Raw genomic sequence first — 24,404 nt, forward strand, 5'->3', positions numbered from 1 at the left:
ACATCATTAATCATGGCTGACAGCTGTAGCACTGCGCTTCATGGCAAGAGTATAAAACAGGGTCGCAGCCGTTGCCGCACTGACGCTCACTATCGCCAGCCCCAAACCAAGCGCATTGTCAATTCCGTGAAATTTCTGGCTTAAATATCCGACCAGAAACGGCCCAATGCCCCCGCCCAACAGGTTAGTCATAAAAACCAGCAGGGAAATCGCGCGGCCGCGCATTCTGTTGGGGATCGCTATTTGTAACGGAATGGGGGCCAGCGCCATGGTGATGCTGGCGCAGAACAGCGTTATGGCATAAAAAATAATCGCCGCAGAAAATGGCATACAAGAGGCGAGTACGGAGAAAATAATCAACAATCCGCACGCGCAAGCAGACACTTTGAGCGAGTCTCGCAGCAGGTTTGCCGGTAGCGCCGCGCGCACTAATTTCCCGGCCAGCAGAACCCCGACAACCCCCGCGCACATATATACCGGTCCGGTAATTTGCCCAACATAGTCCGCCGTGAGAGTAAAGTGCCGCATCATGACCGTCGGGAACCAGGCCGTCAGCGAATAAAACAGCATAATGAGGCAGGTGTAGGCAAAATAAAAAGGCAAACAAAAACGGTTCTTCACCAGCAGTTCGTTAAGTACGTCGCGGAACGCAGGCGTTCCCTTTTCCACCGACGTCTGACTCGCCTGATGATTCCGCCGGGCGGGTTCACTTACGGTGAAGAAAACCAATATGGAGAGTAATATGCCGGGTAACCCGACGATTAAAAAGACCCATTGCCAGGGATGCATTGCCGCCAAACCGGGCATATGGCCCATTTCGCGGGTTAACCACCCCAACAACATTCCGCCCCCGGTGAGTGCCAGGCCGCTGCCAATATAGGGGCCCAGCATAAAGATTCCGGTAGCGCGAGTTAAACGGCTGGCAATAAACATATCAGCGAACAGCGACAACACGGCCGGACTCAGAGCGGCCTCCGCTATAGCCGTTCCACCGCGCCAGATTAACAGCTCCGTATAGCTACCGGCGGTAGCGCACAACATCGTTGAACATGCCCAAATGGCCACGCACACCGCAATTAATCTTACCCGATTGGCGCTGTCCACCATTCGGGAAATAATCACCCCGGCGGTAGCATAGCAAAGGGTAAAAGAGAATCCCTGAAGTATACCTATCTGAATGTCTGAAATGTGTAAAGTAGCCTTTAATGGCTCAACCAGGATACTCATTATTTGACGATCGAGATAGGAAAAGGCAAAGCAGGCGAGGAATAACCCAACAGGGTAGGCGCATGCGCCCACCGTGGTCCCCTCTTGACTAGCACCGGATCGAATATTCATCGGGAATGCTCTCGTAGCGGATTAATACCAGGTGGCAGGCGAAGCGATCACCGCAATACAATCACCGGCGACGACATGAGAAAACGTGCGCGTGACCATAATCTCTCCGGTCCCGGAAAAATAGTGCTCTTTTGCCGGTTCCCAGGGGGCATCGAGGTTATAGAGTCGCCCGGCAAGCTGATCCTGTTTAACGCGATCGCCAAGTTTAAAACAGGGCTCAAACACCCCTCGCCCGGCAGAGAATAGATAATGTCCGGCGCCGCCTACCTTCATCAGTCGCGTCTCATTTTGTGAGGCGACGGGGGCATGCTTCGTGACCCCTGATGCCTGTAAAACGCGTCTCAGCCCACTCTCGACAATCTGCAGATTATCCGGGTTACAGGAGGCACCGCCCCCAAACTCACCGCAGAGAAAAAGCTTTCCGTGACGTTCCGCAGCAGCGCCGTATGTACGATCTTCTCCCAGCAGATCCATGATCATGGTCGTCGGCGCATTGAAAGCGTTAACGAGCTTGATGTAGTCGCGATGCTGGGCCGCGTTTTTCGGCAGCGCGGCTAATAACACCGGCGCATGGTTAAATGATGCGCCGCCGGCATGCATATCTAAAATAATGTCGGCGAGCGGAAATAATTCCGTATCAACATAATGCGCGATCATTTCCGTCAGGCTGCCGTTCCGCTTCCCGGGGAACATTCGGTTCAGGTTGCCATTATCGATCGGAGAAGTGCGTGTACCCTGCTGAAATGCGGGGAAATTAAGCCCCGGAATCACAATAATTCTGCCATTAATTTTCCAGGCTGCCATTTCCTGGATAATTTTCATCAACGCGACGGGTCCTTCCAGCTCATCGCCATGGTTACCCCCGGTCATCAGGACCGTTGGACCTTCCCCTTGTTTCAGGACGGCGATCGGAACGGGAATACGCCCATAGGCGGAGGTGTTGTGCGAATAAGGAAGCATCAGCACGCCGGTTTGAAATCCCTCTTTATCAAAATCGACGGTGGCACTGATAAGCGAACGTGGTGAGGTCATCTAGGCTGTGTCCCGTAATCACCTGAGCTATAGTAACTGTCTGTTTCCACAACATATTAAACTATGGCTCGCTACGACATTCCCGATGAAGCATGGACTATCATCCAACCCTTTCTGCCAGCAGCGTCTGCCTCTCCACAGGCCGGGCGTCCGTGGGCGGAGCATCGTATGATCATCAACGGCATGTTCTGGGTGCTGTGTTCAGGTGCACCATGGCGTGATTTACCTGAACGGTACGGCCCATGGAAGACCGTTTATAACCGCTTTAACCGATGGTCAAAATCGGGTGTGATTAACATTATTTTCAACAAGTTACTTTCGAGCTCTGGATGCACATGGCCTCGTGGACTGGTCGGCCACTGCACTGGATGGCAGCAATATCCGGGCGCTGAAATGTGCTGCCGGTGCGCAAAAAAACAACCCGATATCACCGGAGATAATGGGCTGGGTCGCTCTCGCGGTGGTTTTGGCACCAAAATTCATCTGGCGACAGACGGAAGTGGTCTGCCGTTAAACATCGTACTGAGTCCCGGTCAGGCTCACGAAAGCCAGTTTGCACAACGTCTTCTGGACGGTATCGGTGTTCAGCGCCAGAACGGAAGTATCAAGCGCCGTGGTCATGCAGTACTGGCTGATAAAGCCTACTCCGGACATGCGTTACGTAACGAACTGAAAAGAAGAGGGATAAAAGTTGTCATCCCGCGTAAATCCAATGAAAAAATGGCCACAGATGGTCGTTCACCACTCGATCGTGAAGCCTACCGCAATCGCAATGTTGTTGAGAGGTGCTTTGGTCGCCTGAAAGAATACCGCCGCATTGCCACACGTTACGACAAAACGGCGAGGAATTATCTGGCGATGGTGAAACTGGGTTGCATCCGATTGTTTTACAAGAGGTTATGTAATTAAGGGACACAGCCTAAAGCTACTGCTGCTTTTTCTAAAGCTTCCTCGTGCTGGGCCTGAAGGGAACGATGATCAATACGTTCTGACGAACCAGCGGCAGCAAGGTAGCTGTTAGCCATAGCTGACCATGATTCACGCCATAAAACAGACATTTTTCTGTCGTTCCAGCTCCTTTCCTTTTTACCAAAACCTTCTGGTCCTATAGTTTTTAATGTCAACATAACGTGAGCATGTGGGTTGTCGCTATCAAGATCATGAAAAGCGATGTCGGCAATCATGCCTTTATCAACGAAATTTTTCTGGCAATACTCAAGGACAAGTTTTTTCTTGTCGTCATTGTTTAACTCGGCAGGAATAGCAACATCGAAATAACGGGCTGTTTGACCATTTTGCTGGCGCTCGACCCTTTCAACTTCATTCCACAATGCTGTAGAATTTTTAACTATATGTTCTGGAGCATTAACAGGTGCTAATATGAAATGTCCGTATAAATCAGTACGGCGGCTATAATCATAGGTATCACCTGTTCTTTCATCTGTGATTCTGCAGCGAGCATGATAAGCAGCCTTCGCAACGGAAGATCTGCCCTCACTTCGTTTCACAATTTTAAAATCCAGATGAAAAATAGCCATACAATAAAAACAACCTCAATATAAAATTAAATATCAAACCAAAATATAAATCTCCAATGCGACTATGCTGGTTTTAGTTTTTCGTAAGAAAAACTCTGGTGTTGACGTTGACCTTGTTTCCGAAGGAAACGGTGTTAGCCTGCGGCAGGCAACCGTCGGTAGACCCCACACGCTGCGTAGCAGTGTATAGGTGGGCATTGCTTTATTTTTATATCTCCTAAAGGAGCTAAAAATAACGACAATGTTTTAAGTTTTTCTATAGTTAAATAATAACTCTAGTTTTACAGGCTGTGAAATTAAAAAGGTAGGAATCGGATAAACGGTTGAGGTAGGATAATAATGTTGGATTCTGGTGTTTAGAAAACGCCCGTAAGGGCAAAAGTAGTTAAATTAGTCTCCCGCCGTAAGGCGGGAAAGCAGAATTTAAGATAAATAGTGAAAATTATAAATACTTTTATGTGTTACACAATTCACAGGTTAAGACCAGAAATCAGAGTCAAAAAGCAAGAGGTAAAATTGTTTTCATTGATTCAATAAAATAAGTAACGCGGAGAGTATCAGGTAATTAATGTTAGTGACTGCATTCGTATGTGTTGCATGTTTTTATTTTGAGCTTACTGATATCATATTTTTAAAGACAAAACATCATTTTTCGGGATGAATCCTATCATTAACAGGGATGAACTCTGTTCCAGCAATGTGATTGTTTTGAACAATCATCTCGCGCTGCGTTATTTAATCTGGAATAAAAAGCATTCAACCTTCTGCCTATGGTTTGACCTTTTCCTTTTTTAATTGTATTCCATGTTTTTGACAACTAAAAGGAAAAGTAATTATGAATACGGATGATAAAAGCAGAAAGCCAAGAACAGAAAAAACAATTAAGCAAAAAATAGCATCAGCTCAAATGCGTCTGAATCGCCTTAAGAGTAAAGATAAATCTCTATCCAAGAGCGCAGAGACACGCTTAAAGATCATTTTGGGTGCAGAAGTGGCTAAAGCTATGGGCTGTAAAGTTGAAGATGTCGATAAGGAGTTCGTATTGGGGATATTATTACAAACTTCGAACATTAATGCGGATGCTAAAGCAAGAGTTAAATTACGAGGGAAAAGATTCCTTGAGAATTTGGTTGGACGGCAGGAGTAATGACTCAAATGTATAACATAATGATAATAAAGATTTTTGCCGCATTCAGCGACAGTTGGGTATTTAGAACTACAGAGGTGATTGTTCAAATAGTGTTCGTTTTTGAGATCGTGCTCAAGAAAATCCATGTGCTTTATGGTGTAGTTTAGCTTAGGTGATTGTTCATTAAAGTATTGTGGAGAAGGTTTTTTTGAAATTTGGCTTTTCCATGAAACCACAATCTTTTTTATTGAGGTGAGGTGGATGTTATGGATGAAGTCAATGTTGCTCAATATTTGAGAATGTCTACAGACCATCAGCAGTATTCAATATTCAATCAATCTCAATTCATAAGTAAATTCGCGTCAGAACATAAGATGAATATCATTCATACATATGATGACTCTGGAAAAAGTGGGGTTACGGCAAACCGAAGACTGGCATTTCAACAGTTAATAGATGATGTGGTTGAAGGGAAAATAAATATTAAAGCAGTTTTAGTTTATGATATAAGCCGTTTTGGGCGATTTCAGAGTATAGATCAATTTGGATATTATACCCATCAACTTCAAATGCATGGTGTTGGCATCATATATTGTGCAAACCCTATTATTGAAGGTAATAGTGATTATGCTGATTTTCAATTATTCATAGATCGAAAAAAAGCTTCTTCTTTAAGTCGGGATTTATCACAAAAAGTCTTTCTTGGACAAGCTAATCTGGCTGGTCGTGGATATCACCAAGGCGGGCCTGCTGGATATGGTTTACGAAGAATGTTGATAGATGAAAACCGTAAACATAAAGGGATACTTAAATATAGAGAGTGGAAAAGCATCCAGACTGATCGAATAATCTTAGTATTAGGGCCGGAAGATGAAGTCATAACGGTTAGATGGATATACGATCAATTCGTTAATAACTCTAAGCCAGAGAGGGTTATTGCGTCTGAGTTGAATAGAAGAGGGATTACTGCAGAGCATGGCACTAAATGGACCAGAGGAAAGATACACGAGATTTTAACTAACGAAAAGTATATTGGTCATAATGTCTATAACCGAACCTCTTCGCGTTTAAAGCAGCGTCTTATCCACAACCCACAGCATGAATGGATAAGATGTGAAAATGCTTTTGAAGCTATTATTTCTCCTGAGTTATTTTTACAAGCGCAGACTATTATTAGTAACAGAAGTATTCACCTTAGTAATGATGATTTACTTGGTAAACTCTCCGAGCTTTTTAAAACGAAAGGGAAACTATCCGGTATAATTATAGATGAAGATGATGATACACCTTCCTCATCTGTTTATAGGAAACGTTTTGGTGGCCTATTACAGGCTTATAAATTAATTGACTATAAACCAAAGCATGATTATGACTATTTGCGAATTAATTCCTTGCTAAGAGAGAAATACCATAGCTTAGTTGAAAAACTCATTTTTGATATTACAGAGCAAGGCTGTTATGTTGATTATGATGAGGAGTCTAAATTATTTACTATTAATGATGAAGTAAAAATGTCTGTAGTTATCTCCCGTTGTTTCATGAATAACATGAGAAAACGTTGGAGAATACGGTTTGAGCGAAAGTTTAGCTATGATATTTGTATCGTTGTTAGACTTGATAGTCAAAACGTGAACACCAAAGATTACTATATATTCCCTTCAATAGAGTTATTAGATAATCAGTTTGTTTTTGAAGAGTTAAATCCTTACCAGTTAGAGTTTTATCGATATGATGACTTGATACCCTTTTTGCAAATCCTTAAACGTGATGTTTTTTAAAAGGAATCCACTGATGAATGAATATGAAGAAATAAAGCTTATAGATATCTCAGAGATCAGGATCGTTAATCCACGTTCAAGAAGCAAATCTATTCACGATGAACTTGTTGAAAGTATAAAAAACATAGGGCTAAAAAAACCTATTACGGTTAGGTTATCTGACTCAACCAGTAAGACGTATGTGTACGATTTAATTTGTGGTCAAGGGCGGATTGAGGCTTATCAAATATTAGGGGAAAAACAAATTCCAGCAATAGTAAAGTCAGTAGATCCTGAAGATGGTCATATCATGAGTCTTGCAGAAAATATTGCTCGAAGAAAACCACGTTCGACTGAGCTTCTCAACAGCATTATAGAATTAAAGAATAAAGGTTTTTCTGAGTTAGAGATTGCTAATAAAATTGGTCGTTCTAAAAATTGGGTATCTTCTATTGTATCATTAAAAGAGAATGGTGAAGATAAATTACTTTCTGCTGTTGAGTCTGGCAGAATCCCGATATATATAGCGGTAGAAATATCAAGAGCTAAAGGAGTTGATATACAACACCTTCTTTTAGAAGGATTTAATTCTGGTGAACTTAACTCAAAGCAGATAGGTGCAATTAAAAGGATCTCTATCTCAGAGAGAAACATCAGGTAAGGGAAGTGATAATAATTCTTTTGTTCAGGGGGTAAAAAAGAAGCGGATTACTTCTGATGAGTTAAAAGAACTTTATCAAGAAAATGTCAAAAGGCATAAAATTATTCATACAAGATCTGAGTTTACAATATCTAGCCTAATGGTTGTTAAAGAGATAATGGTTAATTTATTGAGGAATAGAGAGTTTTCAGAACTTCTATCTGTTGAGAGCCTGAATTCTGTGCCTGCATTTATTCTGGATAATGTTGACCCAGAACGAGGTCTTGAAAATGAATAAACCTAAGTTCGGTAATAAGTGTTTTATTATTAATGTTTCTGATCTGCTATATGGGAAAGAGTTGCCTATAAATGTGAAATCAAGCGTAAAATATCATCAGATCCTTTCCACGGTGAAAACAGTTGGTATCATAGAACCCATAGTTATTTATATTAATAATTTGTCAGAAAAGATAATACTTGATGGTCATTTAAGAGTTGAAGCATCAAAGGATATAGGACTATCCACTGTACCTTGTTTGATTTCTGAGGATGAAGAATCTTACAGCTATAACAAGTATGTCAATCGATTACCAGTTATTCAGGAATATCGTATGATATTACAGGCTGTGGATGCTGGTGTTTCAGCGGAAAAAATTAGTCAATCTCTGAATATATCAGTAGATACTCTCAGGGCAAAGTTTAGATTACTTGATGGGATTAGTCCGGAAACTACCGCTTTATTAGCAAATCAACATGTTCCTCAAGCCATATTCGCTATTTTACGTAAAATGAAACCAGAAAGACAGACTGGAGGCGGTATCTACGATGATGAGTATAAACAATTTTAGTCGTAAATTTGCTCTATCATTATTACATTACACTCCCGATGATATGCTAATAAATCCTAAAGATTCGAAACTAAAGCAACAAGACATAGCAAAAAATTTTGCCAGAATGGAACGAGAAATGGCTGCTATGGAAATAGAGACTAAACAACTCGAGAATATATATGGAACAAATAATTTAAAGTTAGCCGTGATTATTGGACACATAAAAAAACTACTTTCTAATTATTCTGTATTAAATTGGTTGGTAGATAATAATCCGGATTATTTAGCTCAACTAAAGAAAATTGCTGCTATTGACTCATTGCCAGTGTACGAAGACAAAGAGTTGCGTTAAATACTATACGGACCACTATGGACAATGCATTTTATGTTGTAGTGTGTTGTTCATAGTTGTGCTATATAATTATATATTGTTTTTAAATCTGAAAGTTTTAGAGAAATAAATTTGACAATTGATATTTAATATCGTATTTAATAAGTGTTCCTTGTGAATATTCACTTCAACGAAGTGTCTGATTGCCCCACATATGGGGAGGTGTTTACAGCCCAATGGGCTGATTGAGTTGCCCCACGTATGGGGATAAGTATTCTCTCCAATGGAGAGTTCCCTTTAAGGGAAAACGAAAGGGCCGAAAGGCCCTTTCTTTATTATATTAACCGTTCATTTTCGCGGAGATGCTTCTAACATTAATAAAAAGGGTCAAAAAACCCTATCTATTTTAATTATTTTGATTCTCGGATTTGGGTTTTCTTTTTTTCCCACCATCCTCATCTAATTTTTCTTCTTCTTGCCCCCAATATAATCCGGGACGAGGAACTCGATAATAAGATGAATCTTCATCAATATTCGGTCTTTCAGTTGTGATTACCGATTTGAAGCGGCCTACTGCGCCTTGTAGATATTCTTCCACCATTTCACAGCATATCCAGTTTCGGCCTAAACGTTCCGATACTTCACCAGTCATGCAACTACCGCCAAATGGATCAATAACGGTATCACCGGCATCAGTTAACATTCTGATAAAATACTCAGGTAAATCAGATGGATAACGTGCAGGATGTGACTTTATACCTTCATCTTGACAATACCGTAAATAAGAGCTATTACTTTCTGTATTGGGTATAGCCAGAAGATTTGGTGGTATTGCTGCACCATTATCGATACTAAATTTTTCACTTATGTCATGCCCACTAGGTCTTTTCTTAGCTTTGTATCCTTTCTCTAATAATGTCCTCATACTTGGGCTATATGGCTGCAATACCTTACGATTACTCGCCTTTGGCCAAGGGGATTTTGATAACCACCATACAGTATTTATTGCATCTTTAACTCTTATTCTTCTAACTGTAACCCATTCAGCAGGAGTAGGCAATTTTGAAGGATTCCACCAATAAAACTCTTGTGCAAGATTGAATCCGAACTCTTCGCATAACATAATTAGCAATTTAAAATGATAAAGGCTTCTCGTTGGCTGTCCTTGATTCCACGCACCACCGATATCTATCACGAGACTTCCGCTATCTTTTAAGATTCGTTTGAATTGGATAGCAAAACTCTTGAACCAGTCAAGATAATCATCAGAATGAACATTTCCATATTCTTTTTTTCTTACCAATCCAAAAGGAGGACTCGTCATGATTAGATCGACACTACTATCTGGTAATGTACTCATGACATCCAATGAATCACCAAGAAAAATTTTACCTAGATCAGTTTTATGATAAATTCTTGGTTTGATTTTTTTGTTACTCATACAAATTCTCTTAGATGTCAAGTTTCTTCAAATTCATAGCATGTGAAGCTTCTCTATTGAAAGCCTCAACTATATATGATGGATTATCCCTGATTATATTCAAGTCGTCTCTATCGACCATTACCACGCAAAGATTAGATTCTGCCATAATTTTGTTCGCATAGCGACGAGCTTCGCTTCCAATATCTCCAGTACTAACCATTACAATTGCATTAGACTTTAGGAAATGAGTTAATCCGACTTCCTTAGCTACATCATCTAAAGATACACGTGATGTATTTTTACATTGGACTTGCCACCTTGAAAAGACAAGGTGGGATGACTGAAATATGATATCAATCTCAGCACCACCAGTGGATTGTGCTCTAAGCCGTGTAGCTGCATAGTCCATTGCTAAGAGTCGCATAAGTTTGAACGCTAAAGCTTCCAATGCGAGCCCGCTAATATAGCGATCAGAAGAATCGATTTCCTCTAATATTTCTGCAAGAGGCTTTCTTAGTAACTCAATTAATTTAGGATCTGTTTGTTGCTCTAACTGATTCAATAAAGGCATGATTATTTCTGCAACTAATTTATCAGTTGCTGTAATCATAAATGGTTTCGCCCCTCGCCCTTCTGTCGTTTTTCTAGCAAGAATATAGCCACACTCTTCTAATTTATTCAACACTTGCTTAGGTAAGCTTTTTTCAGGAAACTCAATTCCATAAGTAGCCTCCGCCAACTTTACTATATGGTTTGCGGGTATTTCATCCTGACTATCAATATTAGCAAGCGTAAGGACAAACGCTTTTTGCTGAGACGTTAAAGACGCTAACTGAGGGAAGTCATCGGTATCCAAGCCAAGTATATCTTTTATCGCTTGATCATTTACTTGCCAACGACTACCGATAAACACCCCAGCTTTAGCTAACCAAAGACGCATCATACTCGGATGCTTTCCACCTGAAGGATAATGCACTCCTCGCTCAGCTAACCCTTTTCGGAGGGTGGTCAGATTGACTATTTCGCCTGCAACAGTCATGTCTTTTATACATTGGACAAGAGTCATACCATTCAAGTTCAGTAATATATGTCGCGCAAGTTCTTTATATAAATCTGATGATGATATTTTTAGCGTAAGTAATTTCCTACCAAAATCAGTAAATTTTCCATCTGCATTAATTATTCCATATGCCTTCAACCCCAGCCGACAATTCATGGCAAGTTTATTCTGGTTTCTTATATTCCCATTACCATGTTTGGAAAAGAAAGCATTTCTGATTGCCTCTTCTAAAGTTTTATTGTTCTCATTTTGCGCGATCATGTCCAAAAGCCCGACAAGATCAATTTGGGACGGAGAAAACTCACTTCCAAATGGTAAATCGCTTCGCTGGCTCATAATCACTCCATAATTAAAAAACTCTCAATTATATCGCAAGAAATGTTGAAAGTCAAATATTTATATCATCCAATGTTTGGGGATAGTTAATGAAAATGCACTTTCAGCATATGTGAGATTTTTCATAATACTTAAATATTTTTCTTTATCGTAGGCTAATTTATTATTTTTTGCAGCTAAAATATTTTTCAACTCTTTTAATTCAAACATATCTAACAGAAATAAATTTGTCCACGTAGCATCTCCAAACAGGTTATAAATAGTTTCTGTACCATCCCTTTCACTAGCTAGTCTTTTTTCACCAACGATTTTTGAAAGATAATATTCAGCTTTTTCTTTATCTTCATATGTATTTAAAAGTTTCATATTAAAATCTTATAAAGTGATTGAAACATAGATCCGTCAGAATTTAGCGGATGCGTAATGTCTACATTCTACGTCATAGACATATAGCCATCAACCTAAGATGGCTAATTATGTTATTGTAATGAAATGATTATTTCATTTGCTTACGCAAAGATATGTTATTTATTGGAAAAATCAAATGGCCTTACCATATAGTTAAGATTGGCATCAAGATAGTCAGCCCACCACTGTAGCATTAACCTACGCTCATCGAGATGCTCAGCAAGGTGGATGTAAGCGGCGCGAACATTATTACGCTCCTGATGGCTCATCTGACGCTCAACAGCATCCCTTGACCATAAACCTGATTCTATCAACGCACTACAGGCCATTGCCCTAAACCCATGCCCGCAAACTTCCGTTTTGGTATCATAGCCCATCGAGCGAAGGGCCTTGTTAACAGTGTTCTCACTCATTGGCCTATCGGGCTGGTGATCGCCTATGAATACCAATTCGTAGTCCCCACTGATCTGTTTTATCTCCTCTAAGACTATCAGTGCCTGACGGCTTAAAGGTACGAGGTGAGGGCTACGCATTTTAGAACCACGATGTGAGTATTTAATGCCCTTTAGGGGTTCTCGTTCTGCAGGTATCGTCCAAAGCGCATTTTTAAAATCGATTTCTTGCCACCTTGCAAAACGCAGTTCACTTGAACGTATGAATACCAGTAGAGTGAGTTTCACTGCCAATTTCGTCAACTTTCGACCTTTAAAGCATTCGATACGATCAAGTAATTCGGGTATACGTTCGAAATCTAGAGCCGGGCGGTGCACTCGTTTAGCTACAGCGATTGCACCAGCCATATCTTGAGCTGGATTATAATCAAGTAGACCATTTTGTACGGCAAAACGTAGGATTGCAGTCGTTCGCTGTTGAAGGCGCGAAGCTACTTCATATCGCCCACTCGCCTCTACTACCTTTATTGGAGCGAGTAGATCCCGAGTTTTCAGTTCCGAAATCTTACGTTTACCTAACGCAGGGAAAAGATTATCCACTAAGCTTTTAAGCACCCGCTCACTATGGGACTCCGACCATTTTTTGCTACAGGATGCATGCCAATCTCTTGCTACAGCCTCAAAGGTTAGTGCTCCGCTTTCTTCAATTTTATCCTCTTTTTTCTTTTGAGAGGGATCAATACCATCAGATATCAGTTTCTTTGCTGCATCGCGCCTCTTACGAGCCTCTGCCAACGAAACCATTGGATAAACCCCTAACGCCAGCATCTTCTGTTTGCCATTAAAACGATATTGAAGACGCCAGTATTTTGAGCCATTGGGGTTAACCAACAGGTGCATCCCCTCACCATCGGTAAGTTTGAAAGGTTTGTCTGCAGGCTTAACTGTTCTGACTTTGATATCAGTAAGAGCCATAGATCCCCCTCCCCTTGTTGGTATCAATTTCAATCGAACCGAAGCTACCAACAGTTATACCATCATTTGTTGGTAGATGTTGATATACGACAGTAGACTTTAATAGACCTGAAACAAGAGGCAGGATATCTAACTTATTGATTTTGTATACGTAAATAGACTTTAGTAGACGAAAAAAAAGACTTGATTGGTGCGAAACCCGGATCCTAACCGGAACTCAAATACCATAAAAAAGTTTTTTTGCATTTAACTGTTCACACTGTTCACCTCCTTATTTTTCTTTTTAATATCATAATGATAGATGGTGAACGGTTGGTGAAGAGTGAACAGTCAACTCTTCACCTCAGCGCGTTTCTGGCCTGTTTCCGGCGACCATCACTGCAATACGATGGTGATGAGGGGGGGTAAAAAGTTTTTTTGGGTTTAACTGTTCACACTGTTCACCTTTGGTTTTTTATCAATATTTTCATAGTGATACAGGGTGAACATACGGTGAAGGGTGAACAGTGGATTATTCACCCTTGAGGGAGGGACAGATACAAAAAGACCGGCGGTTGCCGGTCTGAGACAGGTTAAGTCGCGGTGGGTTCGTCGCACTTCGGCAGCCAGTCGCCGTAGCTTTCTTCTTTCAACGTCAGGTTGGTTTGTATCCCCTGCTTGGTGTGCCGCTTCTCATAATTCATCCCGTACTCTTTCAGCATCATGGGCAGTCCCAGCCCGAACATTTTCAGGCTGAGCACATTCCTGTACCCGTTGGCCTCCATATAGGCCAGATACGCGTGATAGAGATATTTACGGTAATTACGCGGGATGATACTGGCATTACCCATAAACATCCCGTTGGTCTGCGGCAGCGCCTCCAGATAGCCACAAAAATCAAACGTCGGGTCAGCGTCGCGTTTAATACTGAGCGCCTCGTCGGAGTTCTGCTGCGACTGGAGCAGCGCGCGGGCACTCATCGGGTCGCTGAACTGCTGCATCAACTGGCGCACAATTACGGCCAGCTCGCGGGCGATTTTATCCCTGAGCTGCGGGTCGCGCTCCTCCGGGGCTATCTGCTCCGGGAAGTGGATGATTACCCGTCGGCGTGACACGCCGCCGCTGCGGTCGGTGAAGCGCATCGGGTTATTGTTCACGGCCAGAATGACCGCCGGAATGTGCGTCGAGTAGGGATTCTGGTATTTCGGGTCAACGGAGACCGCATCGCCGCCGGTAATGGCCTTGAGTCCGGCACCGTCACCGCTCCATTTCTCCTGGTCAGGCAGACGAATGAGCGAGAAGCCAATCAGGGAAGCACGCTTGCGCGGGTCCTCCAGCGTGTCGATGTCGGCTGATGTGGCGTTATCCTCTCCGGCCAGCATCGTGGCAATTTCGGCGAGAATACTTTTCCCGCTGCCGCCGGGGCCGGTCACTTCGAGAAAGAGCTGCCAGTCGTAGCGGTTCGCCAGCACCATAAACAGCGCGGCCAGAATCACGTTACGTTTTGTCGGGTTGCTGCTGGCCGCCCGGTCGAGCCAGCGCCAGAAGTTCGGCGCGTGGGTTTCCAGCGTTTCCCCTTCCACCGGTGGGGTAAAATCCACGTCGCACAGGGTGCGCAGCCAGTGTGATTTGCTGTGCGGGCTGAACAGACCGGTTTGGGTGTCGAGTACCCCGTTGCGAAAACCAATCAGACGGCGTGCCGGTGCATCCTGCTGCGGAATAATCAGTTTCAGGGTCTCCACCACCGAGGCAATTCTCCCCGACGAGAACGGGGCGCGCAGGCGCTGAAACAGTCCGGCCACATCGCGGGCAAAATCAGACGGCGTTATCACCTTCCAGATGCCGTTTTCATAGCGGGACAGGAGCTGGCCGTTCGCATCGACGGCCAGCGCTTCGCCGTAATGCTCATGCACCCGCATCGCCTTATCACTGGCGCTCATGGCGGTAAATTCCGCCTCGCTCATGGTGTCAAACGGGCTTTGGGCCGCTGGCCGGATGGCGGCATAAATGGCTTTCCTCGTGGCGTCCTCCCCCTTCAGCATCATCGCATCATTCCAGTCACCGAACACCGGCGGCAGGGCGACAACGCCCTCACAGGCCTGAGCGGCTGCGGTGGCTTTGTTCTGGCCGTCGCCGTTCAGGTCACGGTCGGCGGCGAGGATAATCTGACAGGCCGGGTGTTTCTGACGGGCCAGGCTCGCCAGAGAAAGAAGGTTCACGGACGACAGCGCCACCATGACGGTTTCTCCGGTCAGGTGATGCACGGTAAGGGCCGTTGCATAACCCTCCGCTATCCACAGGCGTTTCCCGGCCTGTTTCTGCCCGTCGATAAGATGGCATGCCGCTTTCACCAGCCCGCCTTTCAGGGTGCGCTTGAGCCCCTCAGCGTTAATAAACTGGAGGTTAACCAGCGCGCCGGTCCCGTCATACAGCGGCACCACCACATCACCGGCACAGTAGGCCACGCCGCCGGTTTTGTGCGACGTGGTCAGCGTCAGACACTCACGACCGGGAAAGCCCTTGCGGGTCAGGTAGGTGTTGCCGGTGGCCGGGCGGGTTTTCTCCAGCAGTCTGACGGCCAGCGCGGCCGCTGCTTTGCGGTCGGCATCCGTTCCGGCGTCTGCGGCCGCCACCACCTCCGGGGCCACCGGTGGCAGGTGGCCGGTGACGGCGTTCACCTTCCCGGCGGCCTCGGATGCCGATATGCCGAACACCTTCTCAACCAGTGTCAGGCCGTCACCGGCGCCGCACTGGTTACAGAACCATGTGCCGCGCCCCTCTTTATCGTCAAAGCGGAAACGGTCAGCGCCACCACACACCGGGCAGGCCTGATGGCGGTTTTTTATCACCTTCATGCCCAGCGCCGGGAGAATGCGCGGCCAGTGGCCACATGCCTGTTTTACGGTGTCCGTTACGTTCATTTTCATTGTTATTTTCTTCCTCAGTGCAGTACAGGCGATGTGATGTGACGGGCGCAAAGCTCATCCATCACGGCGAGCCCGAGGAAGGACAGCGACGGAGCGGCTTTCAGCGGCCCGGCCTCCATCAAATCTTCCAGCAGCGCACAGGCAATCAGACGGCCTTTTTCCTCGCCGTGCTGGCGCAGGTAGAAGCCCTCCAGCTCGGCGGCGATGGCGCTTTCCAGCGCGTCGAGGGTGAGGTGGGGATAGCGGCGCTGACGTTCGCACAGGGTCAGCCAGGCACAGGCCACGGCGCGGCGATACAGGGCGGCACGCAATACAGGCGGCAGAGGAGTTTTCATACGTTGCCCTCCCCGGTGAACCAGCGGTGGTTGCAGCGCTCGACCACGCCGTCAAGCTGGGCGGTCATCAGGTAAATCACGGAGGTGAGCTGTAACTGCTGAGTCGGGTCACGACGCAGGGAGGTGCAGTCCTGCACCTGCATCAGCTCGCCGACGAACTGGCCGACATTACGCAGGTGCTCAAGGCATTCGAGGTCTTTCACGGTGATGGCGGGCTGTTTCATGCGCGCACCTCCACCACCGGCAGACGACCGGCAAACGAGAGGACGTAATCGCGGACGAGCGAAAGGCGTGCGGCGTGTTCATCCCCGGCGACGGCGCGGAGCATACAGATACGGGGTTTACGGTCTGCGCGACGAACAGCGGCAAACACAAAGACAAACTGCGGGTGTGACGGGGTGAGGATCGTAGCCATAAGGCAACCTCCGATGGATAGCTGATTATTGCTATCGCCGGAGTTCTCACGCTCGATGGCGATAGCCCAGACGGGGGTGAGAATACCGGCTCCATCGAGTACCGGCCAGCCCGAGGGCTGCCCCGCCTGAGCTACCATTGACATGACGGCATAATGTACGAATACGGGCAGGAGACAGAGAGTTACACCTGCACGAATGTTCGCACACCACACCATTATCTGGTGCTCTGTGGCGTTGATTGCGACACAAAAAAAGACGCGTGGCGCGTCTGGTATCGCCGATGGATTGCTCGGGTTCTCACGCCCGGCTGCCGATTTTGCGACAGCGATAAAACTATACCTGGAAACGGCGAAGGGAAGCAAGCCAGAAAAAGGGGCTTTTTGCGGAACGGGCATCATCATGCGTCATAGCCCCGGTTGCGTTCGGCGATACGGTCAGCCATCCACCCGGTGATTTCCGACTTCGCCCACGCCACGTTTTTTCCGCCAAGGGAGATTTGCTTCGGGAAAGCCTCCCGACTGATGAGGTCGTAAATCGTGGAGCGGGACAGCCCGCACAAATGCATCACTTCGGGCAGACGAATAAAGCGCTCGTGAACGGTATCAGAAACCGGCATCAGCGGCGCGGCAGGGGCAGAAGACGGGGAAGAAAAAGCGGTGTGCATCGGGCTACCTCATAAAGTCCATACAGTGCCGGTCGTGTCCGTCCGGCTTCGGGTAGCTCTCTATTTTGTGAATATTTTCTCTGAGGGCAACAAGTCATTTTGTGGTGTCCCACCACACAACAGGCTAATTTTTAACCAGAAAAAGGTGCTGGCCTATATTGGCCATTATTGACCGTTATTGGCCATTGTTGGCAAAGCGATTAATTTCTAAATGGAATTTTAAATAAATTATTTATACCAAATAATTCTAAGTACCTCAAAAACGGTCAGCGGTTAATAAACAGCCAGGGTGAACAGTGGTGAACAGACGGTGAACAGTCAACCCCTCAACTGTTCACCCTTTATCTCACTGTATTACTTATATTTTTTATTATGGTGAACAGTGGTGAATAGTTAACAGTAAAAAAACAAACGGTGAGTATGCTTTTCCTGAGACCTTTCTCTGGCAAGCCGGGTTTTGACGTCCTGTTTGTGCCAGAACTACCACAACTGCAACAGGTCGTGTTGTTGTGTGTGCCCCGGCAGAATCACCTCATGTTGAAACCACGAGGAAACCTGCCATGACCGACAACACCTTGATCCCTGATTACCTGAAACCGGCGCTGGAGCGACTGGCCGCAGCCAGAACGGCCCATCTTGAACAGGCCCGCCTGATGGAGGACACCCTGACGGCCATCACCCGCGCGGAGGAGCAGAAAGCGGCGCTGGAGCAGGACAACGGCAGCGACACCCGCAACTGGCGCGCCGCTTTCCGTGCCGGGGGCGCCATGCTGACCGATGAGCTGAAAAGCGGCCATATCGAACGCGTGGCCCGCCGGGAGCTGGCGCAGGAATGTGACAATCTGACCGAAGTGCTGGCCTTTGAACGTGACCAGCTGAAAGCCACCTGCAACAGCACCGCGCGTGCATTCCGGCAGGCGCATCATGCTGTGTTGAGTAAATACGCTGAGGAAGAGCTTAACCGCGCGCTGAATGACACCCTCGGGCCACTGGTCCGGGCGATGGTGCTGAAAGCGGATGTGATGGCAAACCCGCTCGCCAACACCACCGGCCATCAGGGGTACACCGAGCCGGAGAAGGAGGTTATGCAGCAGGTGGTCACCTTCCTGACCGGGAAAGTGAGCGCCTTCTCTGTCACGCCAGCCGATGAACCGGTGCTCTCCCTGACCGGCTTCCCGGTCGTCGCGCTTCCGCATATGAACCACGACGCCGCCAGCACGCCCGGCGAGCGTAAGGTCTGGCAGGAGAAAATCCGTCAGCGCGAGGCTGACCTGAAAGCGCGGGGGCTGCTGCCATGATGCACTGTCCGTTCTGCAAAAAGTCAGCGCATACCCGTACCTCCCGTTACCTGTCGGAGAACGTCAAACAGCGCTATCACCAGTGCACCAATATTGAGTGCTCGGCGACGTTCCGCACCACTGAAGCCATTGACGAGGTTATCCGTCCTCCGGCGGAGAAAATGCCGACTGTCGCGGAGCCGGTCACACCTCCGGCACCCCGTAAAGTGCAGGGCTGCTACAGCTCGCCATACCGCCATTAATCAGGGGAGAATTGACCATGACCGCCATTACGCTACAGCAGGCCTTTGAGGCCTGTCAGAATAACAAAACCGCCTGGCTGAACCGTAAAGCCGAACTGGCGGCCGCAGAGCAAGAATACCGCGAGCAGATGCTGGCCGGGGATGAACGTATCCCGGCAATTATGCAGGGACTGCGCGACATTATGGACGTCAAAAAATGGGAAATTAATCAGGCAGCCGGGCGCTATATCCGCTCCCATGAAGCGGTGCAGCGCATCAGTATCCGCAACCGGCTGAATGACTTCATGCAGGCGCACGGTGCTGAACTGGCGGCCACGCTTGCCCCGGAGCTGATGGGACTCAGTCAGCAGCCCGCCCTCCTGACCGGCCATGCGCTCGACCGTTCGGCTCATTACCTGAGGGAAGCGCTGTCCGTGTGGCTGAGTACCGGTGAAGAAATTAATTATTCGGCAGAAGACAGCGATATTTTAACGGCCATCGGATTCAGGCCTGACGCGGCTTCGCGGGTGGATAATCAGGAAAAATACACCCCCGCACAGAGCCTGATTTATGCCCGCCGGCGCACGGAACTGGCCAGTAAGTAGCTCCGCAAAAAATCCCCGAAAATACCGCTATTTTTCCCGAATTAAGCCATGCATCCACAGGGTGCATGGTTTTGCATGCGTTTCCTCGCCTTGTTATTCCTGTCCGGCCCCTGTCCCGGCGCGGCCTGAGCCTGTCGATGCACCTGCATGAAAACCGCCCCACGAAGCGGGCAGGCGAGGCGGGGAAAGCACTGCGCGCCAGCGGTAAAGTATTTATTTAATGATATTTAATTTCGCGGCCTGGGCGCATCGCTGCGCTGCGCGGATTCGCGGGAGTGTCGGTGGGTGGTGCGGTGCTGTTCGGGGGCGTGGCGAGCCTCTGAGGCGGTCAGGTGAGGGATAAGAAAACACAATACAGTGGATGAGGGAAATCAGTTATTTCGGCGTTGATACTATTGCCCCTTAACGTACTCACCTCCTGTCCATGCATTCATCTGATGCATTCGGGCCTGTTGCAGCTTAATCCACGCCATGCACCTGCATGAAAATAGACCCACGAAGCCCGCAGGTGTGGCGGGGGGAGCATTGCGCGCTATTGCAACTGACAATTTATTTAAGACATTATAGATTTAATGTAATCTTTGATAACATTAAACAATTAGTATGAAACCAATCTTACAAGTTAAGCCCCTAGAGGGTGTAAATCTAAAAACGGGAAAAGTTATGGAAAGCATAGTTTTTTTAATAACAAAGGTGGTGTAGGTAAAACCACATTACTGTGTAATGTTGCTGCCTATCTAAGTTTGGAACTTAACAAAAAGGTACTGGTCGTTGATGCTGATCCTCAATGTAATACTACTTCGTATTGTTTAGGTGAGCAGAAGATATCTCAAATATATAGCAGTGAAAAACGAATTACTATCGAGTACTTTTTAAACCCTGTGCGTCGAGGAAAAGGATATGCTTCGGAAAGAATAGTCCCTATCAAAACAAGTAGGTTTGGGTTTGATCTAATACCTGGAGACCCCAAATTAGCTCTGAGTGAAGATTTTTTAGCATCCGATTGGGATCCAGCAGTGGCTGGGAAACCTCGAGGCATGCAAACAACATTTGTCTTCTCTCATCTTTCCTCACTATACAACGACTATGATTATGTATTATATGATGTTGGTCCATCCTTAGGTGCTTTGAATAGAGCAATAATCATATCATGCGATTTTTTCATAATTCCAATGTCTGTTGACATGTTTAGTTTGCTGGCATTAAACAACATTAATCTGTCATTGAAAAATTGGATGAATGGTATTAAAACTGGCTTAAAAAATCATATAGCCGAAGAAGGGGAAGAATTTACAATTGGAAATGAAGCCTGGAATGTAATTTGCAATTTTTAGGTTATGCAATGCAGCAATACCGAGGAAAAACAGTACGAGGTGAGAAAGTCAAAGTTAATGCTTATGAAAAAATAGCATTAAAGGTTCCTAAAATTATAAAGACGGAAATAGTGGCAAACTACTCTCACAACAAAAACATTGATTTCGAACTGGGCCAAATTGAAAACATGTATAGCCTAATTCCATTATCACAGATGGCTAACGCACCTATTTTTTGCCTTAAGAATAAAGATGGTGTCGTGGGGTCACATTTTTCAAAAGTAAATGACGCCAAAAAATTATTTGACAGCATTTGCTCAAATATCCTAAAAAATATTGAGGCAGTTAAACCATGATAAATTGGGATGAAGCTTTAATATCTGATCTAGCCAGAAGAAAATGTATTCTTTTCCTTGGCGCAGGTGTATCAATGAATAGCACTGGTAACGGAGGAGTCAGGCCTCCAAGTTGGAAGGAGTTTTTGGAAAACTGTTTGCCGGAACTGAATGCGGCGTCTTCAACCCAAATAAAAAAACTAATAAAAATGAAGATTACTTAACGGCATGTGAACTAATCAAGTCAAAATTAGCAAAAGGCAAATTCGACCACATAGCTAAAAGTGCATTTTTAACCCCACAGTATACTAAAGCAGAAATACACGAACTTTTATTCAAGCTGGATTGTAGAATTGTAGTCACTCCAAATTTTGATAAAATTTATGAAACTTTTGCGATAAGAGAAACTGAAGGCACGGTAAGTGTTCGGAACTATTATGATACAGATATAGTTTCTGCAGTGAAAGATAGCGGCAGGGTCGTTTTGAAGATTCACGGTACAATTGATAATACCTCAAAATTAATTTTTTCCAGGACCGATTACGCCAGTGCAAGATCGCAGCACAGAGACTTTTATGAAATACTCAATGCATTAGGGTTAACACACACATTCCTATTTATAGGATGTGGGGCAAATGATCCGGATATCAGATTGCTGCTTGAAGATGCATTTTTCAAACATAATGCCGTCAAGCCACACTATATGGTTGTCTCAGACAAGAGTATTCATAAAGACATGATGCCTGTTATCGAAAAAACATTAAATGTCAACATGCTTGTTTACAAAACCAGTAAAGGTAGCCATCAAGAATTAATTGATAGTTTAAAAAGCTTAGTCCAACAAGTTGAGATTGCACGAGTTGAATTAAAGGAGAATATGAATTGGTAAGCCCCCCCCCCTCATTCATATATTTTAAATGAGGGGGGCAGACTTCGCAAAATCGAATGGTGATATGTAGCCATTAAAGTTACTATAAATATAATCAGCCCACCATTGGACCATTAATGTACGTTCATCCAAATGCTCAGAAGTATGAATATAAGCTGCACGCACATTGTTACGCTCTGAGTGACTCAACTGACGTTCTATCGCATCATCGCTCCATAACCCTGACTCACCGAGCGCACCACGCGCCATCGTCCTGAATCCATGCCCGCAAACCTCGGTTTTCGTGTCATACCCCATAGCACGCAATGCGCTGTTTACCGTGTTTTCACTCATAACCTTTGTTGCGTCATGATCACCCGGAAAAAGCGACTCTTTATCACCACTAGGCTGTGTCCCTTAATTACATAACCTCTTGTAAAACAATCGGATGCAACCCAGTTTCACCATCGCCAGATAATTCCTCGCCGTTTTGTCGTAACGTGTGGCAATGCGGCGGTATTCTTTCAGGCGACCAAAGCACCTCTCAACAACATTGCGATTGCGGTAGGCTTCACGATCGAGTGGTGAACGACCATCTGTGGCCATTTTTTCATTGGATTTACGCGGGATGACAACTTTTATCCCTCTTCTTTTCAGTTCGTTACGTAACGCATGTCCGGAGTAGGCTTTATCAGCCAGTACTGCATGACCACGGCGCTTGATACTTCCGTTCTGGCGCTGAACACCGATACCGTCCAGAAGACGTTGTGCAAACTGGCTTTCGTGAGCCTGACCGGGACTCAGTACGATGTTTAACGGCAGACCACTTCCGTCTGTCGCCAGATGAATTTTGGTGCCAAAACCACCGCGAGAGCGACCCAGCCCATTATCTCCGGTGATATCGGGTTGTTTTTTTGCGCACCGGCAGCACATTTCAGCGCCCGGATATTGCTGCCATCCAGTGCAGTGGCCGACCAGTCCACGAGGCCATGTGCATCCAGAGCTGAAAGTAACTTGTTGAAAATAATGTTAATCACACCCGATTTTGACCATCGGTTAAAGCGGTTATAAACGGTCTTCCATGGGCCGTACCGTTCAGGTAAATCACGCCATGGTGCACCTGAACACAGCACCCAGAACATGCCGTTGATGATCATACGATGCTCCGCCCACGGACGCCCGGCCTGTGGAGAGGCAGACGCTGCTGGCAGAAAGGGTTGGATGATAGTCCATGCTTCATCGGGAATGTCGTAGCGAGCCATAGTTTAATATGTTGTGGAAACAGACAGTTACTATAGCTCAGGTGATTACGGGACACAGCCTAATCTGCTTTAACTGGTTTAGCAAAATCATCGCCTGCCGACTAAGCGGAACGATATGCTCCTCTTTCATCTTCATGCCACGGTATGAGTAACGCACGCCTTTAATTTCTTCTCGCTTTGCAGGTACACGCCAAAGAGATTTATCGAAATCAAACTCTTCCCAACGAGCAAAGCGTAACTCGCTGGAACGTACAAAAGTTAGCAGAGAAAGCTCAACCGCGATCCGCGTCATTACACGGCCACGATATGCAGCAAGACGAGCAAGAAACTCAGGGAACCGGCTAGAGGGTAAAGCAGGATAGTGTCTTGCTTTGGTTGTTGATAAAGCACCAGCCATATCACTGGCCGGGTTAGAGTCTATGTAATCGTTCTGGACGGCATAACGCATAATGGCCGTGACACGCTGCTGAAGACGCTGCGCGACGTCATGCTTGCCACTGGCATCAACCTTTTTAATCGGGGCTAACAGGTGGCTGGTTTTGAGCTGGCGAATGTCGGACGAACCGATATGAGGGAAGATATAAAGCTCAAGATAGCGAAGAACTCGCGCTCTATGGTCTTCACTCCAGCGCTTGTTACTGGCATGCCATTCACGAGCGATAGTTTCGAAAGTGTATGCCCCCGAATTCTCGGCCTGAGCTTCTTTCTGTTCGGCTTTAGGGTCAATGCCCTGCACTAGCAGCTTTTTAGCTTCGTCGCGCTTTGCTCTTGCCTGAGCAAGCGTCACAGTTGGCCAAACACCAAAAGCGAGGCGATCCTCTTTTTTGTCAGAGGGGCGTCGGTATTTCATGCGCCAGTATTTAGAACCCTTGGCCGTAACCTCGAGATACAAACCGCCGCCATCGGCCATTTTGTAGGTTTTGTCTTTTGGCTTTGCGGTCTCTACCTGTCTGGCGTTGAGCTTCATTTTGGGGGCACATTTCTAATCGAAG

The 24,404-nt window shown here is 45.8% G+C and carries 25 protein-coding genes and 4 pseudogenes; 13 read left to right on the forward strand and 16 right to left on the reverse strand.

Annotation, left to right across the window (positions count from 1 at the left end; all coding sequences use genetic code 11):
- Positions 1-6: 6 nt before the first annotated feature.
- Both ABOC21_RS21980 and ABOC21_RS21985 read right to left on the reverse strand, forming a co-directional pair.
- Positions 7-1,338 carry an MFS transporter gene (locus ABOC21_RS21980; protein WP_426813278.1) on the reverse strand — a complete coding sequence of 444 codons (1,332 nt, stop codon included), beginning with the start codon at positions 1,336-1,338 and terminating at the stop codon, positions 7-9.
- Between the two features lie 21 nt (positions 1,339-1,359).
- Positions 1,360-2,370 carry a succinylglutamate desuccinylase/aspartoacylase family protein gene (locus ABOC21_RS21985; RefSeq protein WP_048330684.1) on the reverse strand — a complete coding sequence of 337 codons (1,011 nt, stop codon included), beginning with the start codon at positions 2,368-2,370 and terminating at the stop codon, positions 1,360-1,362.
- Between the two features lie 63 nt (positions 2,371-2,433).
- Here ABOC21_RS21985 and ABOC21_RS21990 point away from each other — a divergent pair, with 63 nt between their 5' ends.
- Positions 2,434-3,279, forward strand: coding sequence for an IS5 family transposase (locus ABOC21_RS21990; RefSeq protein ID WP_426813279.1), 846 nt, complete (start codon positions 2,434-2,436; stop codon positions 3,277-3,279).
- A gap of 11 nt (positions 3,280-3,290) precedes the next feature.
- On the opposite strand, the pseudogene mobQ reads toward ABOC21_RS21990, so the two are convergent.
- A pseudogene (gene mobQ, locus ABOC21_RS21995) lies at positions 3,291-3,908 on the reverse strand (MobQ family relaxase); the annotation flags it as partial.
- Positions 3,909-4,743: 835 nt separating this feature from the next.
- Here mobQ and ABOC21_RS22000 point away from each other — a divergent pair.
- From ABOC21_RS22000 to ABOC21_RS22025, 6 genes are all read left to right on the forward strand, one after another.
- On the forward strand, positions 4,744-5,055 hold the full coding sequence (locus ABOC21_RS22000) for a conjugal transfer protein TraD (protein ID WP_426813280.1): 312 nt from the start codon (positions 4,744-4,746) through the stop codon (positions 5,053-5,055).
- A 248-nt stretch (positions 5,056-5,303) separates the two neighbouring features.
- On the forward strand, positions 5,304-6,815 hold the full coding sequence (locus ABOC21_RS22005) for a recombinase family protein (RefSeq protein WP_426813281.1): 1,512 nt from the start codon (positions 5,304-5,306) through the stop codon (positions 6,813-6,815).
- 13 nt (positions 6,816-6,828) lie between these two features.
- Positions 6,829-7,455, forward strand: coding sequence for a ParB/RepB/Spo0J family partition protein (locus ABOC21_RS22010; RefSeq protein ID WP_426813282.1), 627 nt, complete (start codon positions 6,829-6,831; stop codon positions 7,453-7,455).
- Positions 7,412-7,732 carry a hypothetical protein gene (locus ABOC21_RS22015; RefSeq protein ID WP_426813283.1) on the forward strand — a complete coding sequence of 107 codons (321 nt, stop codon included), beginning with the start codon at positions 7,412-7,414 and terminating at the stop codon, positions 7,730-7,732. The genes ABOC21_RS22010 and ABOC21_RS22015 overlap by 44 nt, the downstream gene beginning before the upstream one ends.
- Positions 7,725-8,282 carry a ParB/RepB/Spo0J family partition protein gene (locus ABOC21_RS22020; protein WP_426813284.1) on the forward strand — a complete coding sequence of 186 codons (558 nt, stop codon included), beginning with the start codon at positions 7,725-7,727 and terminating at the stop codon, positions 8,280-8,282. Before ABOC21_RS22015 ends, ABOC21_RS22020 begins: the two co-directional genes overlap by 8 nt.
- The gene (locus ABOC21_RS22025) at positions 8,260-8,616 is read left to right on the forward strand and encodes a plasmid partitioning protein RepB C-terminal domain-containing protein (protein WP_426813285.1); all 357 of its coding nucleotides are present in this window, start codon (positions 8,260-8,262) and stop codon (positions 8,614-8,616) included. Before ABOC21_RS22020 ends, ABOC21_RS22025 begins: the two co-directional genes overlap by 23 nt.
- Positions 8,617-9,001: 385 nt before the next feature.
- Here the strand turns inward: ABOC21_RS22025 and ABOC21_RS22030 are convergent, their stop codons facing one another.
- The 10 genes and pseudogenes from ABOC21_RS22030 to ABOC21_RS22075 all read right to left on the reverse strand — a co-directional run bounded on the left by ABOC21_RS22030 (position 9,002) and on the right by ABOC21_RS22075 (position 17,510).
- Positions 9,002-10,036: a DNA-methyltransferase gene (locus tag ABOC21_RS22030; protein ID WP_175341513.1), complete on the reverse strand. Its 1,035-nt coding sequence runs from the start codon at positions 10,034-10,036 to the stop codon at positions 9,002-9,004.
- Positions 10,037-10,046: 10 nt separating this feature from the next.
- Positions 10,047-11,414, reverse strand: a complete 1,368-nt coding sequence (locus ABOC21_RS22035; RefSeq protein WP_426813286.1) for a restriction endonuclease — start codon at positions 11,412-11,414, stop codon at positions 10,047-10,049.
- A 60-nt stretch (positions 11,415-11,474) separates the two neighbouring features.
- Positions 11,475-11,780 (reverse strand): hypothetical protein, encoded by a 306-nt coding sequence (locus ABOC21_RS22040; RefSeq protein WP_175341515.1) that lies wholly within the window; start codon positions 11,778-11,780, stop codon positions 11,475-11,477.
- 158 nt (positions 11,781-11,938) lie between these two features.
- Positions 11,939-13,189: a tyrosine-type recombinase/integrase gene (locus ABOC21_RS22045; protein ID WP_426813287.1), complete on the reverse strand. Its 1,251-nt coding sequence runs from the start codon at positions 13,187-13,189 to the stop codon at positions 11,939-11,941.
- 572 nt (positions 13,190-13,761) lie between these two features.
- The gene (locus ABOC21_RS22050) at positions 13,762-16,095 is read right to left on the reverse strand and encodes a primase-helicase zinc-binding domain-containing protein (RefSeq protein ID WP_426813288.1); all 2,334 of its coding nucleotides are present in this window, start codon (positions 16,093-16,095) and stop codon (positions 13,762-13,764) included.
- A 14-nt stretch (positions 16,096-16,109) separates the two neighbouring features.
- Positions 16,110-16,430 carry a DUF5375 domain-containing protein gene (locus ABOC21_RS22055; RefSeq protein ID WP_259545960.1) on the reverse strand — a complete coding sequence of 107 codons (321 nt, stop codon included), beginning with the start codon at positions 16,428-16,430 and terminating at the stop codon, positions 16,110-16,112.
- Positions 16,427-16,654: a hypothetical protein gene (locus tag ABOC21_RS22060; RefSeq protein ID WP_004098168.1), complete on the reverse strand. Its 228-nt coding sequence runs from the start codon at positions 16,652-16,654 to the stop codon at positions 16,427-16,429. Before ABOC21_RS22060 ends, ABOC21_RS22055 begins: the two co-directional genes overlap by 4 nt.
- The gene (locus ABOC21_RS22065) at positions 16,651-16,845 is read right to left on the reverse strand and encodes a host cell division inhibitor Icd-like protein (RefSeq protein WP_259545975.1); all 195 of its coding nucleotides are present in this window, start codon (positions 16,843-16,845) and stop codon (positions 16,651-16,653) included. Before ABOC21_RS22065 ends, ABOC21_RS22060 begins: the two co-directional genes overlap by 4 nt.
- A gap of 24 nt (positions 16,846-16,869) precedes the next feature.
- Positions 16,870-17,247, reverse strand: a pseudogene (locus tag ABOC21_RS22070) (ash family protein); the annotation flags it as partial.
- The gene (locus ABOC21_RS22075; protein ID WP_408942091.1) at positions 17,244-17,510 is read right to left on the reverse strand and encodes a helix-turn-helix transcriptional regulator; all 267 of its coding nucleotides are present in this window, start codon (positions 17,508-17,510) and stop codon (positions 17,244-17,246) included. The pseudogene ABOC21_RS22070 and the gene ABOC21_RS22075, both read right to left, overlap by 4 nt.
- 560 nt (positions 17,511-18,070) lie before the next feature.
- Here ABOC21_RS22075 and ABOC21_RS22080 point away from each other — a divergent pair.
- The 6 genes from ABOC21_RS22080 (at position 18,071) to ABOC21_RS22105 (ending at position 22,171) form a co-directional block, all read left to right on the forward strand.
- Positions 18,071-18,808 carry a glycoprotein 3 gene (locus ABOC21_RS22080; protein WP_426813289.1) on the forward strand — a complete coding sequence of 246 codons (738 nt, stop codon included), beginning with the start codon at positions 18,071-18,073 and terminating at the stop codon, positions 18,806-18,808.
- A complete protein-coding gene (locus ABOC21_RS22085; RefSeq protein ID WP_408942089.1) occupies positions 18,805-19,050 on the forward strand; it encodes an ogr/Delta-like zinc finger family protein in 246 nt (81 codons plus the stop codon). The genes ABOC21_RS22080 and ABOC21_RS22085 overlap by 4 nt, the downstream gene beginning before the upstream one ends.
- A 17-nt stretch (positions 19,051-19,067) precedes the next feature.
- Positions 19,068-19,634: a phage polarity suppression protein gene (locus ABOC21_RS22090; protein ID WP_039102772.1), complete on the forward strand. Its 567-nt coding sequence runs from the start codon at positions 19,068-19,070 to the stop codon at positions 19,632-19,634.
- A 716-nt stretch (positions 19,635-20,350) separates the two neighbouring features.
- Positions 20,351-20,968, forward strand: coding sequence for a ParA family protein (locus ABOC21_RS22095; RefSeq protein ID WP_426815558.1), 618 nt, complete (start codon positions 20,351-20,353; stop codon positions 20,966-20,968).
- Positions 20,956-21,303, forward strand: a complete 348-nt coding sequence (locus tag ABOC21_RS22100; protein WP_426813290.1) for a hypothetical protein — start codon at positions 20,956-20,958, stop codon at positions 21,301-21,303. Before ABOC21_RS22095 ends, ABOC21_RS22100 begins: the two co-directional genes overlap by 13 nt.
- 112 nt (positions 21,304-21,415) lie before the next feature.
- A complete protein-coding gene (locus tag ABOC21_RS22105; protein WP_426813291.1) occupies positions 21,416-22,171 on the forward strand; it encodes an SIR2 family NAD-dependent protein deacylase in 756 nt (251 codons plus the stop codon).
- A gap of 24 nt (positions 22,172-22,195) precedes the next feature.
- On the opposite strand, the pseudogene ABOC21_RS22110 reads toward ABOC21_RS22105, so the two are convergent.
- The 3 genes and pseudogenes from ABOC21_RS22110 to ABOC21_RS22120 form a co-directional block, all read right to left on the reverse strand.
- Positions 22,196-22,561 (reverse strand): annotated as a pseudogene (locus ABOC21_RS22110) (tyrosine-type recombinase/integrase); the annotation flags it as partial.
- Between the two features lie 6 nt (positions 22,562-22,567).
- Positions 22,568-23,412, reverse strand: a protein-coding gene (locus ABOC21_RS22115; protein ID WP_426812222.1) for an IS5 family transposase whose coding sequence is annotated in 2 segments (ribosomal slippage) — positions 22,568-23,067 and positions 23,067-23,412 — 846 coding nt in all. Because the reading frame shifts where the segments join, the coding sequence is not laid out codon by codon here.
- 61 nt (positions 23,413-23,473) lie between these two features.
- A pseudogene (locus tag ABOC21_RS22120) lies at positions 23,474-24,379 on the reverse strand (tyrosine-type recombinase/integrase); the annotation flags it as partial.
- Positions 24,380-24,404 lie beyond the last annotated feature (25 nt).

Source organism: Klebsiella sp. WOUb02 (assembly GCF_050058015.1).
Lineage (GTDB): Bacteria > Pseudomonadota > Gammaproteobacteria > Enterobacterales > Enterobacteriaceae > Klebsiella.